This window comes from Leptospira sp. GIMC2001 (assembly GCF_028462125.1).
Lineage (GTDB): Bacteria > Spirochaetota > Leptospiria > Leptospirales > Leptospiraceae.
Genome location: NZ_CP115468.1, coordinates 2,473,559 through 2,486,752, shown reverse-complemented (window position 1 = coordinate 2,486,752; position 13,194 = coordinate 2,473,559). Strand labels below are relative to the sequence as shown.

Genomic DNA, 13,194 nt, shown 5'->3' with positions numbered 1-13,194 from the left:
GAATCTAAATTATTTACCTGTACAAACTTTTACGTTTGCTGCAGTCGAGCAGGAAGTTGTTCCGGAGATTTTGCAACCCGCGTTTTCACATTTTTTTCTGTTTGGATAGGTGTCACCACCAGGAAGAATGCATTGTTGGCATCCATTAGAACTTCCAGATCCGCACATTACACATTTATCACTTGCCATAAGTCCCATTGTTGGAACTGCTAGCGCAAGCAGAATGGAAAAAAGAATTGATTTTAAAATCATAGTGAACCCCTTATTTTTTTGGACTCTCAATGTATTCGAAACCGAAAAACTTGTCAACTGAAAATGAAAGAAATTTACTAAAACCTATAGGTTAATAAATTCTTGAGAATCGCGGAATGCAATTGAATTTGAATTACCGGATGAGAAGTATCCACCCTAAATTGAAATTAGGATGGATATTTATTTGAAATGGTTTTATTTGAAAACTTTTGCTTGAATCGCTTCTTCGATAACGGAATCGAGCATTGCTTGAGTTCCGGAATCAAACTGACTTGATGTGAAATAAAAGGGAGTCAGGGGCAAAACAAACCAAGAAATCCATGTTGTAAAAGAAGCAGATCGTTTGTATTCTCCAACTGTTTTGTTTTTGCCATCTTTGATCGTATATGTCATTTCGAAGTTGTCCACAGCATAGGATGGAATGATCATTAGGGTAAGTCCACTGAAGAAAGCGAGTATAAGATTCGGATCTCCGGTATCCAAAGCATCAATTGTTAATTTATAATCCGCTTTTTCAATATTGTCTGTAACTTCTTTGAAAACTTTGGTTTTGGTGAGATTTTTTATATAAGCATCACGAACTTTTTTTCTCATATCATCCGACAGGATAGTAGTTGTTCCGCTCATTACTGATTTTTGATTATAATCGATACTCAGAATTTTATTCGAGATTGCGTTTTCTACGAGGCTGGCTTCTTCTTTGAATCCTTCAGGATAACTAATAAAAGTTGCACAGTTTTGTGTAACCATGATTGCTACGACAATTAAACTAAGTTTGATTTTGGTCATTGATTTGCGTCCTAATTTTTGATCCATTCGGCAAGATATTCATATCCAAATGGATGTTAATGTAAGTAAAATCATTGTGTGATTCTAAAGTCAAGTTATCTACTGAAATAATTATTTGATTTACTTTGCTTTTGGCTTAAAATCCATATTGTCCCAATAATCTTTTCCATAATCAAAAAATAATTCGTCTCCGGCTTTTACAGCTTTCATTGCAATGAAGCGAGCAGTCTTCCATCTTACAGAAACTATTAGTTCAGCATTAGGTTTTTCGGAATGATTGATATAGCGAGTGTAATTCGACTGCTTGCCTTCACCATAGATCCACCAATCTTTACAAATCCATAATAGATATCTTGATTCCACATAACGGTCCGAATTTGCTTGGTCGTCGTCTAAAATTTTTCCTGTATAGAAACCAATATGGTCTCCTTTTTTAAGGTTAACTTTAGGAAACAATCCCATCCCGATTCCAGGAATCTTGGACTTCTTGATTTCAAAATCACTTTCAGTATAGATGATAGGTTTGATAACTTTCTTTTTATTGGCTTTCTTTTTGGCGGATTTATGTTTCATATACTTCTTTGGTCAGAGTAAAAATTACCTAACTCTTTTCAAGTATGTATTCATTTTCACGTTGCTTGATTCCGATCCTTATAAGGAATCATGGAAGAGAAAATCGAAACACCACAAACTATCACTTCGAATAATGTCGTCAATCTAGGAATGTATCGCTTGAAAAAGTCTTTGCAGAAAGAGGGTTTCGAGATCGTGGAAGATCCAAAAGGTAAGATTACTTTGGTTGTTCGAGTATCGAAGTAAAATTAAGAATCGTATCAGTTACGATAAAAAACAAATCTTCTAATTTACTGCGCTTCACTTCTATCCGCATTTCTGCTTCATAAATTGTTCTAGGCTACGTCTAGCTTGGAACTTGGGTGAGAGTAACAAAAAAATACTTAGATTTCTCTTGGCTGCTTTGCAATTTTTCTTTTCTGCAAAGTCTCGAAAAAGATTCAACCTTGCATCAGCAAGAGCAGGCTCTCTTTCTATAGCTTTGTAAAACCAAGAAACATTTTTTTCGTTCTCAGCTTTGATTAGCATCGGCTGAGTGATCTCGCCAAATTCTTGGTATTTTAACCGATCTCCTGGATGAGATATTCGAAATCGCACTACATCCGATATGAGCGATCTGCAAGCACCCGTCCATTCTTCAATTTTGGAATCTTCTTTCCATTCATGCTTGAGCAATCCAGCAAGACTTGTTCCATCCGAACATCCCGCACGGTAAAAAATATATCGCATCGCTTCTGGGCTTGTCGCAAGAATTTCTCTTTTGCCGTCTTTTCCTAATTTTACAATTTTGGAAATGGCTAAGCTATCGTTTGGATTGATAGGAATATTTTCGATTGGTTTTTGATCGAGAAAACTCAGACTCGCGCAGTTGAAAACAAGAGCAATTATCAAGATAGGTAGATATCTGAATGTCTCACTAAGGCTGGGAAGGTAAGGGAGTTTAAAGCTTGTCACTCAAGAGTCATTTTGGAACGATGTCTCTTAAGGGTCAATGAAATTGCCCGTTTAGCTCAGCGGTAGAGCATTTCCCTCGTAACGAAAAGGTCGCCAGTTCAATCCTGGCAACGGGCTGTCAAAGGTTATATCATGTCATTTAAAGTTATCCAAGGCAAAAGAATCGCAGAAGCACAGAAGCATTGTTTCATCGTATCACGATTCAACGAATTTATTACAGATAGACTATTGCAAGGCGCACTGGATGCCATTGAATCTCATGGCGGAAGGCTCGAGGATGTTACCGTTGTCTATATTCCAGGAGCTTTTGAATTTCCTTCAACCGTTGCTAAGGTTCTTGCATCAAAGAAATTTGACGCAGTCACTTGCCTAGGTTGTGTCATTCGAGGTGCCACTTCTCATTACGATTTGGTCTCAGGTGAGTCTGCAAAAGTTGGGTCACTATCGATCGAACACAAAATTCCTGTGATTTTTGGCGTAATCACAACAGAAAATATTGAGCAAGCAATTGAAAGGGCTGGATCAAAAGCCGGCAATAAAGGATTTGAAGCTGCGGTTACTGCCATTGAGATGGTCAATCTCTTCCGCGAGCTTTAATGGCATCTAGAAGAAAAGGAAGAATTCTTGCCCTTATGGGACTCTATCAGATTGATCTGGTCAAAACTCCCATTGACGAAGCCCTCACTTTCAAATACTACGATAAACCTACAACCGATGATGAGCGCGATTATGCGAAAGCTCTGATTAAAGGTGTTGTGGATAACTGGGAACTGATCGACAATACTATTAAGGACAACTCGAAGAATTGGGATATTAAGCGAATCTCAATTGTGAACCGTTGTATTTTGAGACTATCAATTTATAGTCTTATGAACGAACAATTTGTACCCCACCAAGTTGTCATTGATGAAGCTCTTGAGTTAACAAGAGAATTCGAAAGTGAAGAATCGGTTGGATTTATCAATGGATTGCTCGATGCCGTTCACAAAAAGTTAGTCCTCTAGGGAGGCTTTGGTTTTGGAAACCTTCAGAAAAAACAGACTCCGTTTTGAGATCCAAGATGATAATGAAATACATAATCTCCAATCGAAAGAAGAGGATTATTATAGCGAAGTTCCTACTAAGAGACGTGGAAGTGCACGTCTTCTCGGATTCTTTTTCTGGGCGTTTATTTGTTTGATAATCGCTGGAGCTATTAGCTTCGGTGTTTGGTGGCAGTTTTATCGAGAGAAATCGATGGATGTATCTGACCTTGCAGAAGGTGAGCTACTTCGTGATAAGAGAAGTCTAGACCAAATCCTAGAAAAGCCATACCTACCTTCATCTCATGTCAGTGCTGAGTTGAACAAATGTATCCAACTCTTTCGAGAAAATTACACTCAGCGTGCCTTCCTTGCTTGTGAAGAATTTCTAAACACTCCCAGTTCCGATGAAGAAAAGTCAATCGCTATGACTGTTCTTGGAGTTCTTTTCGATAATGCAGGTCGTTATCCTCTTGCAGTTGAACGATTGGAAAAGGCGACTAGGTATGATCCCAAGAATTTTCATGCCTATTACAATCTATCACTTGCTTTTCGACATATGGGAAGAATGGAAGAGGCAAGAAAGGCTGCCAAGATCGCAAGAGATATTGCACCTAATGATCCTAAGGTGGCAATGCTCAGTGGCAATTTATTCTCTGAATTGGGGGATACAGACGCAGCTCTCAAAGCCTACGAATCTGGAATCTCTCCCGCAATTGCTGATGCTGGACTTCTCTACAACCTCGCACTCGCTCAATACAAAAAAGGCAAAATTGTAGATGCCATAGATAATTTTGAGAAGTCGATACAGCAAGAGCCTGGGAGTCGCGTGGCAGTTCTTGCTCATGGGCATCTTGGCAAAATATACTTCGACCAAGAAAATTGGAAGAATGCAGAATACCATTTCAAAGAAGCTGTTCGATTGCAAAAAGATAATGCGAGTAATCTTTTCAACTTGGGACTCGTTCTTATGAAGCTTGGTAAAAAAGAAGAAGCAGTTTCTATGTTTCGACAAGCACTCGATGGAGGTACGAATGATTCTGAGGTCTACATTCGTCTTGCAGAAGTTCTAGATTCTCTCAAACTTCCAAGCCTTGCCATCCAGTCGTTGCAAAAAGCACTTGCAATACGTCCCAATGATATTGATTCCTTATTTGCATTAGGTGATATCTATTACAAGCGTGGTGATCTTATTGGAGCGGAACAAACATTTAGAAAAATTATTTCTGCAACACCAGGTGATTCTTACACAGAAACCGCGCTGATCAATCTGGGAATTATTTTGGACGAGATGGAAAGAAGTGGTGAGGCGATTCGAACATTCGAACGAGCCTTAGAGCTTAATCCCAAAAACTACAATGCGTATTACAATCTGGGCATTGCATCTTTGCATGCAGGTGAGCCAACTCGAGCAATCAATGCTTGGAAGAAAGCATCAGTTTTAGAATCGGGCAAAAATTTTAAAGCTCGAGAGAGAATTGCAGACTATTATGCAACCAGTGGACTCAATACAGAAGCAGTTTCCGCCTATGAAAGTATAATTTCGGACAATCCGTCCGCTCATCCGATCCGACTAAAGCTTGCGACCGTTTATAGAAAAATTGGCCAGTCAGAATCTTCAGAGAGGCAATTGCTGAATGTTTTGCAAAATTCTGAATCGGGATCGGATATAAAAGAAGCACATAAAATTTTGGCATTGGTTTATTCAGAAAGTAAGAATCCTGAGCTAGAAAAAAAAGCGAGAGATGAAGCCTACCGAGCATCTCATATGGACCCAAAAGATATGGAAAGTAGACTTGTCCTTGCTAAGATTCTTTCCAACTCTCATTCCATGATGGAGCGAGAAAAAGCAGTGGATGAACTAAAAGTCATAGTGAACTCCGATGTGTCTCCGAACATTACAGCCCAGGCATATAATCTAATGGGAGTATGCTACTATCGCAATGAAGAATTCAAAAAAGCTCTTCAAAGTTTTGATATGGCTTTAGGTCTAGATCCAAGTCTGACCGATGCCTACGACAATAAGCGTGCAGCTCGTACGGCGTATGAAGACAGTTTAGGAGGAAGGGGAGGTATAAACTGAGTATCGCTTTTGATTTTCTTCCGAGTTCAGAATTTCCTGAATGGATAGAAGTATGTAGACTAACGGGTGTACATCGATTTATTAAGGCTAAGACACGAGATTATGAAGATAGATATTTTCTTGAGGAATACAAGAATCAATACAACAAGACTTATTATGAAGACGAGGCAAATCTAAGAAAGCTTGCAAATTCTAGATTGGATTCTTTGATTCAAGTTATGGGTTGGAGATCAGATGATCTAAAGAATAAATCTTTACTCGAAATAGGATCGGCAACTGGATTTTTTTTGGATGAGGCTAGGAAACGAGGATTTCAAGTTGAGGGTATTGAAATCTCAAACGAAGGATATCGTTATTCGACGGATGTTTTGAAACTTTCTGTGTTCAAAGGCGGTTTACTTGATTTCAATTCCAGTGAAAAAAAATGGGATGTCGTAGCATCGTTTTTTACCTTGGAACATATTCCAGAGATAATGGAGATTTGGATCAAAATTTCTTCTTTGTTAAGGAAAGGAGGTGGATTGATTCTTGCCTTACCAAGTTTCTATGGTCCAACTTTTCAAACTAACCCAAAACAGTGGTTTGAGACACATCCCAGTGACCATTTTTTTGATTACGATCACCGTTCCTTGAAAAAAGTCTTGAATTGCTTGGACTTGCACCTAAAACTAAAAAAACCACTCTCTCATCACCCAGACCGGGATAAAGGTTGGAAAGGTTATTTACCGAACCCCGGCTACAAGTGGATATCCGATGTTTTATGCTACGGAGACACCTTTCAAATTATTGCAGAAAAGAAGTAAAAAATGGAATTTAAAGAATTAGAACTATTGCCAGAGCTACAAGAAAATTTGAGTAACTCTGGTTTCATCAACCTAACAAAAATACAGGAGCTAGCAATCCCTTTTGCACTGACGGGCAGAGACCTCACTGGACTTGCTCAGACTGGAACTGGCAAGACACTTGCCTTTTTGGTTCCTGCAGTTCAGAAATTATTGACTGATCGACCTACGTCAGGTAAACCTTTTATCCTAGCACTCGCTCCCACAAGAGAACTTGTTATACAAATTGCGGAAGAAGGAACTAAATTATTAAAGGGCACAGGCTACAGTGTTGCGACTATTATCGGCGGAACAGATTACAAAGGCCAAGAAGAATCGCTTAGCAATAATCCAGGACTTATTGTCGCAACGCCTGGTCGGTTGATTGATTTTGTCAAATCTAGAAATCTAGACATAACACAAGTTAAGATTGTGATCATCGACGAAGCGGACAGAATGTTCGATATGGGATTCGTTATGGATCTCAAATACGTATTTCACAAATGTAAAGATCGTTCGCAGACTATGCTTTTCTCAGCGACTCTATCTTTCGAAGTAATACAACTAGCCTATAAATATTTGAATGAACCGGTTGAAGTTCAAGTCGATGCTGATAAACTAATTAGCGAAAGAATTGAGCAGAAACTATACCATCTTGGCCGAGAAGAAAGATTGCCTTATCTGGTGAATTTGATCTTACAAGATAATATGGAAGGTTTAGGATTTATTTTTACGAATTATAAATCCAATATTCCATTGATCATTCGAACCTTGCATAAATATGGAATTTCTACTGCAGGGTTATCATCTGATTTTGATCAGAAAAAAAGAATTCGACTGCTTAAGGATTTCAAGTTAGGTAAATACAAAATCATGGTTGCAACAGACGTTGCATCTCGGGGTATCGACGTCGCAAATATTGACGTAGTTTACAATTTTGACCTTCCGATGGATTCAGAAAATTATGTTCACCGAATTGGAAGAACAGCAAGAGCTGGGAGAAAAGGTAGATCGATCAGTTTTTGTTCTGAGAACGATTATCCAGAACTGGAAAGAATAGAAAAATATCTCAAAGTAAACATTCCTGTTCAAGCTGTAGAAGATAATTTATTGACTTTTCCAGAAGGCGATTTTGAAGCTTTCGTTCCAGACGATCCAGCAATCATGAAGAGCTTAAATGATGCAAGTGCGGATCCTGTTTATAAAAAATCAGGACGGGATTCCGGAGGGAAATCATTTAGGGACAATCGTTCGAGAGATGGAAAACCTTCTCGAGATGGTCGTAACCAAGGAATGGACAGTAGAACTCCAAGAGAGCCAAGGGATGCACGCGCTCCTCGTGAGCCAAGAGAATCTAATAAAACGGTAGATTCCAAAGGTAAAAAGTCTTTCTCTGATCGAAATCACAATCAAGCCAGTAAGACAAACTCTGATTATGCGAAGAATGGTAATTCCAAGAATAATAAAAATCGGAATGATAATAAATTCCACCAAAAGTCAAATTCCAATTCGAAAGTTGATAAATCTAGAAGGAATTTATTTGATATCGAAGAAGTAAGATCAAAAGATAAAGAAGCGAAGAAGTCAATTTGGGCAAAGGTAAAGTCTCTTTTTGGACGCTAATCTTTATTGTTTTCTTGCCGTGTAATGTTTATTCTGAGTCGGTCACTCTAAAAACATACGGTAAGAATTCATATATCACTCTGGAAGACTTGATAACAGTTCTTCCAGAGCTTAAAGTTCAATCTGATCACAATATTTTATTGACTGAAGTGAATGGGAACGGAGCAAAGTTGCGATTTCGTTCCAGCTCTTCTTTTTACATATTAGATAATAAGGTCATAAAGATTCCGCTTAAGGTAATCTATTCTAAAGGGAAAACTTTTATTCCTCCAGATCTTGCTGAAGCGATTATAGTCAACCTCATACCTTATGAAATATTTTATCAATTCCGAGATCAAACTTTAGCATTAGAAGTAAGATCAAAGGATGCTGGTAAAGGATTTCTTCCCATCCGAGCAGTTGTAATTGATGCAGGTCATGGTGGTAAAGATCCAGGTACTTCGGATACAAAGGGCAATAACGAAAAAGACATTTCTCTCAAAGTTGCAATCGGTCTATCAAAAGCATTAAGCAAAGAATACCCCGAGATGGTCGTCTACCTTACTCGAGATAAAGATGTATTTATTCCACTTGAAGAGCGATCAGTCCTAGCCAATAAATTATTGAAGGATACAAAAGAAGCTGTGTTTATCTCCCTTCATTGCAATGCTTCACTTTCGAATAAACCAAGTGGCTACGAAATCTATTATCTTTCTCAGACACCAACGACTGAGCAGGCAAGAGAACTAGCGATACTTGAAAATAAAATTTTGACTTCTAATTATGTATCACCCATTTCCAATATTCAAGCAGGTATGATGTCTAGTTTAGTTCAGAGGAGATCCAAAAATCTTGCGGATCGGATCGACACGGAATTTCAAAAAGGAATTGGATCACTCATTCCATCAAGAGGAGTTAAAAAAGCTGATTTTTCTGTATTGCGCGGAAGCCTGATGCCTGCAGTCTTGATTGAAATGGGTTACTTATCTCATCCAAAGGAGTCGATTTTTTTGAACTCGGCTAAATTACAAAATAGAATTATCAAAAGTATCATTCGAGGGATTCAGTCTTATGGCGATGGAAAAGAATAAAATAAATAAAGCATTTAAAGATTTTTGGATTTGGATTCAATTGAAATGGAAGAATTTCTATGAAATTGCTATTGATTCAAAAGGTGAAGTTCCTAGAAAATTTTTATTTTTATACACTATGTGGATATCATTTATAATATTCATAAGTTTTTCCTTCTTGGTTGATAAGAATCCTTTTAGGCTATTGATTCCCTTTCAAGTTTTTGCACTTCCAATATCCGATCCAAGAGTAGAAGCCGTTGTATATGTATCTGATGGAGAATCACAAACATACTTATCCGTACGAAAAGTTCTGAAAGTATCGAATGATAGAGAAGATATTTTAAAGCTAATAGAAGAAGTTGGTCGCCCTCCATACCACTCTAAAATGGATTCGATAACTAGTGATATTGGAAGCTCGAGTCTAAAAAAGCTTCCCAATCTATCTGTTGCCCTATTGAGTTCCTGGATAATAGATGATGGAAAAGTTTTAGTGTTGGATTTCTCAAGTCGGGAGATTGAGAAAGAACTTTCCAAATACAGATACGCCAAATCAAGAGGCGAAGAGATGATTGATGAAGAATCGGAAGTTGAAGATACAGAAAGCTACTATTCGGCTCCTGCCAATTTTATCGATTCCAAAACGCAAAGAGAAATAGAAGAAAAAAAGATAAAAAATCTAAATCTTGCATTATCCTGCATTTCGCAGACTATCAAGGCAAATTTTCCAAAGATTCAAAATGTAATGTTTCGGATAGATGGAAAAAATCCTACGAAGACTGGATTATTTGCATCCTTTGCCGACATTGATAAAGAATAGAAAACGGAGAATGTTATGAAATTATCTATCACTCAATTCCTAGGTGCTATTCTGATTTCTTCCCAACTGATGTCTGTGGAAGTTGCACCAACAATGAAGAATATATCAAGGTTTGAAGATGATAGAATAGCATTTCATTATATTCATAACATTGATAGCGAAGGCAAAAGATTGAATGGATCTGACCCTAAACTTGATCCTTCACTTGCAAGTCTAGTGGTTATAAAAGATTCGCAAACTTATATTTTTCGTGATGGGTATGATGATCGAATGGATGTGAATCGAAAAATTAACGCATATCAAAAGTTAGTTGCAGAGTATCGAACAAGGAGAGCCTGGCTCAAGGAATTTCGAGATATCGAGCAAGAAAAAAGTAAATTAGCAAGCCAACCTGAGGAATTTAGAAAAGGAAGCAACCAGACTGATAGGCAATTTCATTCGTTGTTTATGAAATATGATAATGTCTATCGAACCCTAGACCTCGAACGGAAAAAAGCCAACGCTAATGAATATAGAGCCAATAAATTCTCTGGTTCAGAGAGCCCTGATCATATTAAAGCTAAGAAAGCATCTGAATCCATAGAGTTGGAAATCAAAGATCGAATTGATTTCTTGACTCAAGCTTTGTCGACCGAAGCTACCAAGGACAAAAGCGAAGAGGCAGACAATAAAAATTCTGACTCAATACCTAAATCAGACTCGGAAAAAAATACAAATCCGAGCAAAGTCGACAATGGATCTTCTGCAGGAAAACCCGCAGAGTCAGAGAGCAAGGTGAGTGATGGCAATGCAACGAATAGATCCAGAACACCAGTTCCCGAAGTTCAGAATCCAGGCGAATGGAATGAAAAGAATTTCTATGACAATAATATTGACGGAATTTTAGATTATTTCTCTTATTCAAGGTCGGCAAGAAATATTGATCTCGAAAAAAGAGATATCGGAGAGGAGAAAGCTGTTTCAAGTCGTTATACCGAGATTTATAAAACTCTTGTGGATAGATTGCTAGATGCTCACTTGAGAAAATTCAAATACAATTATACAAGAAAAAATGAAACTGGATCTAGGATACTCAAAGAAGACAATCCGTCCGGTAAAGGCAAGAGAATTACTCTACTTGCTGGGGATAATACGCGTTATGTGTTCGAAGATTGGGACGGAGATGATAAGGTTGAGAGTTTTGAAGTTAGTAACCAGAGTTATCCATTCAGATGGGCATCTGACTCAGCAAATATCATTTCTATTCGCAATTGTAAAACCGAAAGTATATGTAAACAATTTGAAAACATTATACGCGAATCTGAATCAGGAATCTGGGCGAATTTAGAAGACGTGAAAAATTACAGTCAAGGGAAGGGAATAATTGGTTCTGAGGATGAATTAATTCGCGACTTTGATCAATTGATCAAGGGAAAATAGGATCAGGTTGATCAAAATTTTTAATGATTATTGGTATTTGTAATTTTGGGTAAGTATAAATACCTTCTTAATTGATTTTTTCTACTTTTTTAATCCAAGAGTATTCACCAATGGTTAATAATGTTTTGCAATAACCAAAAGTTTCACAAAAAGTATCTTCACTGTGGCTTTTGATAAGAATGTTTATTATCTTGTGCTGAGTTAAATAATTCTCTATTTCATTATTTGATTTTTTATTCATATCCTTAAAAAAAATATCTCCGGTAAAATTTGGACCAAGATAAACATAACCTGCTCCCCAAGCAAAAGTATCCTGAATTGTTATGAGAGAGTTGTCGTTTACCCCATTCCTCTCTGCCTGTAAAAATAATTGTAAATTATCATTGAGAAAGTTCCATTGAATTTTTTTTGTAAGTATGATCGAATATAGATACATAGTACTTATTATTATAGTTACTAGATAAACAATCGCCAATTTCTTGAATTTTTGATTTATAAGATTGAAAATTTCGTAGATTCCTGAGATAATAAAGAAAAGTATAATTGGAAAACTGAAAAATATGAATCTAAGCTCTTTGTGAGCAACCATAGAATGGACTAGTATAAAGGCAGCAGTTCCAACAATGATCGGATAGAACTTTTTGAAATTGAAATAGATGCCTGGAATCAAAAATAACAATAAAGCACTTAAATACCTATTGAATTGTTCAAAGTAAAAGTAGAACGGACTGGTTCCCCATTGCGCACCTACACCTTCCAAAATATTCACTTTAAAGTAGTTAATGGATGAAATAAATGGCATTCCATAATAAACAAAATCGGAAATTAAATAGATTGAAAACCCGAAAATGAGTCCTAATATTAATTGTTTAATTGCCTTATTTAAACCTAGAGTCCATAATTTATATATTAGTAATACTGAATAAACCAGAAAAAAAATAGCCATTTGAAATCGTAATCCATAAGTTAAACCCAATAAGAATCCTGGTATCAAAATATTCTGATTGAATTTTTCAACCCGAATTTGAATTAGAAATATTGAGAATAAAATTATGGATGTGGTAATGCTTTCAGTTAGGGTTCGAAAACCGAAATAATAGTTTAAAGGAAATAAAATGTATATAAAAGAAAAAACTATTAATTTTACGTTTTTGAAAATTTTTGATTCGGATTTCGAATGTTGCAGATAGTAGTATGCGATTGAGAGAGTTGCGCAGAAATATATTGCAGCAAGCATTGCACGTGTGGAATTGAATAGAACTATAGGATTTTTCGAAAACAAATAAATGAATCTTATCCAAATTGAAAGCATTTGGGGATAGAGAACTGATCTAGCTCGATCTTTAAATTCCCAGGCGATATTCCCTCTGCCGGTAACTATATGATAGGCAAGTTCCATCGTTTGAAAAATTTCATCAGGCCAGTTGAACCCTTTCGAATAATATATGCTAACGATTATTAACGGAATCATTGCTGCGGAACTAATTAGGATCCAAGCATGCGATTGAAAGATTGGCTTAACGTAAAGTAGCGTGAGTCGAAGTATTTTCATTTTCTTACTTTAACATAAAATATATAAACAATCGAAATCTCTCAAGCTTAATCACTGTTATGACTTATGCTTATCGATGCAAAATATAAAAAATATAAATTTTATGCCTTATTGATTAACTTCTAAGGATTTTTATTTATCTGATTGGGTTGGTCGGTGAGTGAGTGAGTGAGTGAGTGAGTGAGTGAGTGAGTGAGTGAGTGAGTGAGTGAGTGAGTGAGTGAGTGAGTGAGTGAG

General features: G+C 36.9%; 14 protein-coding genes and 1 tRNA gene. 10 read left to right on the top strand and 5 right to left on the bottom strand.

All coding sequences use genetic code 11. From position 1 onward, the window contains the following. Window positions 1–9: 9 nt before the first annotated feature. The 3 genes from O4O04_RS13000 to O4O04_RS12990 form a co-directional block, all read right to left on the bottom strand. On the bottom strand, window positions 10–252 hold the full coding sequence (locus tag O4O04_RS13000) for a hypothetical protein (RefSeq protein ID WP_272532171.1): 243 nt from the start codon (window positions 250–252) through the stop codon (window positions 10–12). A gap of 195 nt (window positions 253–447) precedes the next feature. After that, complete coding sequence (locus tag O4O04_RS12995) at window positions 448–1,068, bottom strand: hypothetical protein (protein WP_272532170.1); 621 nt, start codon at window positions 1,066–1,068, stop codon at window positions 448–450. Window positions 1,069–1,161: 93 nt separating this feature from the next. Continuing rightward, a complete protein-coding gene (locus O4O04_RS12990; protein ID WP_272532169.1) occupies window positions 1,162–1,614 on the bottom strand; it encodes an SET domain-containing protein in 453 nt (150 codons plus the stop codon). Between the two features lie 90 nt (window positions 1,615–1,704). On the opposite strand from O4O04_RS12990, the gene O4O04_RS12985 reads away from it, so the two are divergent. After that, window positions 1,705–1,860, top strand: a complete 156-nt coding sequence (locus O4O04_RS12985; protein WP_272532168.1) for a hypothetical protein — start codon at window positions 1,705–1,707, stop codon at window positions 1,858–1,860. Window positions 1,861–1,920: 60 nt separating this feature from the next. Here O4O04_RS12985 and O4O04_RS12980 read toward each other — a convergent pair whose 3' ends face one another. Further along, on the bottom strand, window positions 1,921–2,505 hold the full coding sequence (locus O4O04_RS12980; RefSeq protein WP_272532167.1) for a hypothetical protein: 585 nt from the start codon (window positions 2,503–2,505) through the stop codon (window positions 1,921–1,923). Between the two features lie 108 nt (window positions 2,506–2,613). Between O4O04_RS12980 and O4O04_RS12975 the strand changes: the two genes are divergently transcribed. The 9 genes from O4O04_RS12975 to O4O04_RS12935 all read left to right on the top strand — a co-directional run bounded on the left by O4O04_RS12975 (window position 2,614) and on the right by O4O04_RS12935 (window position 11,405). Next, window positions 2,614–2,685, top strand: a tRNA-Thr gene (locus O4O04_RS12975). Between the two features lie 15 nt (window positions 2,686–2,700). After that, window positions 2,701–3,165 carry a 6,7-dimethyl-8-ribityllumazine synthase gene (ribH, locus tag O4O04_RS12970; protein ID WP_272532166.1) on the top strand — a complete coding sequence of 155 codons (465 nt, stop codon included), beginning with the start codon at window positions 2,701–2,703 and terminating at the stop codon, window positions 3,163–3,165. Continuing rightward, entirely contained in the window at window positions 3,165–3,572 is a 408-nt protein-coding gene (gene nusB, locus O4O04_RS12965) for a transcription antitermination factor NusB (protein WP_272532165.1), read from the top strand. The genes ribH and nusB overlap by 1 nt, the downstream gene beginning before the upstream one ends. Window positions 3,573–3,585: 13 nt before the next feature. Further along, complete coding sequence (locus tag O4O04_RS12960) at window positions 3,586–5,673, top strand: tetratricopeptide repeat protein (protein ID WP_272532164.1); 2,088 nt, start codon at window positions 3,586–3,588, stop codon at window positions 5,671–5,673. Then, window positions 5,670–6,476: a class I SAM-dependent methyltransferase gene (locus O4O04_RS12955; protein WP_272536099.1), complete on the top strand. Its 807-nt coding sequence runs from the start codon at window positions 5,670–5,672 to the stop codon at window positions 6,474–6,476. The genes O4O04_RS12960 and O4O04_RS12955 overlap by 4 nt, the downstream gene beginning before the upstream one ends. A 3-nt stretch (window positions 6,477–6,479) precedes the next feature. Then, window positions 6,480–8,117: a DEAD/DEAH box helicase gene (locus O4O04_RS12950; RefSeq protein WP_272532163.1), complete on the top strand. Its 1,638-nt coding sequence runs from the start codon at window positions 6,480–6,482 to the stop codon at window positions 8,115–8,117. Next, the gene (locus tag O4O04_RS12945) at window positions 8,084–9,187 is read left to right on the top strand and encodes an N-acetylmuramoyl-L-alanine amidase family protein (protein ID WP_272532162.1); all 1,104 of its coding nucleotides are present in this window, start codon (window positions 8,084–8,086) and stop codon (window positions 9,185–9,187) included. The genes O4O04_RS12950 and O4O04_RS12945 overlap by 34 nt, the downstream gene beginning before the upstream one ends. Beyond that, complete coding sequence (locus O4O04_RS12940) at window positions 9,168–9,986, top strand: LIC_10740 family protein (protein ID WP_272532161.1); 819 nt, start codon at window positions 9,168–9,170, stop codon at window positions 9,984–9,986. The genes O4O04_RS12945 and O4O04_RS12940 overlap by 20 nt, the downstream gene beginning before the upstream one ends. A gap of 15 nt (window positions 9,987–10,001) precedes the next feature. Further along, a complete protein-coding gene (locus O4O04_RS12935; RefSeq protein WP_272532160.1) occupies window positions 10,002–11,405 on the top strand; it encodes a hypothetical protein in 1,404 nt (467 codons plus the stop codon). A gap of 67 nt (window positions 11,406–11,472) precedes the next feature. Here the strand turns inward: O4O04_RS12935 and O4O04_RS12930 are convergent, their stop codons facing one another. Beyond that, on the bottom strand, window positions 11,473–12,957 hold the full coding sequence (locus O4O04_RS12930; RefSeq protein ID WP_272532159.1) for a glycosyltransferase family protein: 1,485 nt from the start codon (window positions 12,955–12,957) through the stop codon (window positions 11,473–11,475). Window positions 12,958–13,194: the final 237 nt, after the last annotated feature.

What these genes read in the sequence shown, in the direction of transcription:
- O4O04_RS12990 (WP_272532169.1), bottom strand. Translation starts at nt 1,614, where the DNA reads ATGAAACATAAATCCGCCAAAAAGAAAGCCAATAAAAAGAAAGTTATC.
- ribH (WP_272532166.1), top strand. Translation starts at nt 2,701, where the DNA reads ATGTCATTTAAAGTTATCCAAGGCAAAAGAATCGCAGAAGCACAGAAG.
- O4O04_RS12930 (WP_272532159.1), bottom strand. Translation starts at nt 12,957, where the DNA reads ATGAAAATACTTCGACTCACGCTACTTTACGTTAAGCCAATCTTTCAA.
- nusB (WP_272532165.1), top strand. Translation starts at nt 3,165, where the DNA reads ATGGCATCTAGAAGAAAAGGAAGAATTCTTGCCCTTATGGGACTCTAT.
- O4O04_RS12950 (WP_272532163.1), top strand. Translation starts at nt 6,480, where the DNA reads ATGGAATTTAAAGAATTAGAACTATTGCCAGAGCTACAAGAAAATTTG.
- O4O04_RS12935 (WP_272532160.1), top strand. Translation starts at nt 10,002, where the DNA reads ATGAAATTATCTATCACTCAATTCCTAGGTGCTATTCTGATTTCTTCC.
- O4O04_RS12940 (WP_272532161.1), top strand. Translation starts at nt 9,168, where the DNA reads ATGGCGATGGAAAAGAATAAAATAAATAAAGCATTTAAAGATTTTTGG.
- O4O04_RS12995 (WP_272532170.1), bottom strand. Translation starts at nt 1,068, where the DNA reads ATGGATCAAAAATTAGGACGCAAATCAATGACCAAAATCAAACTTAGT.
- O4O04_RS13000 (WP_272532171.1), bottom strand. Translation starts at nt 252, where the DNA reads ATGATTTTAAAATCAATTCTTTTTTCCATTCTGCTTGCGCTAGCAGTT.
- O4O04_RS12985 (WP_272532168.1), top strand. Translation starts at nt 1,705, where the DNA reads ATGGAAGAGAAAATCGAAACACCACAAACTATCACTTCGAATAATGTC.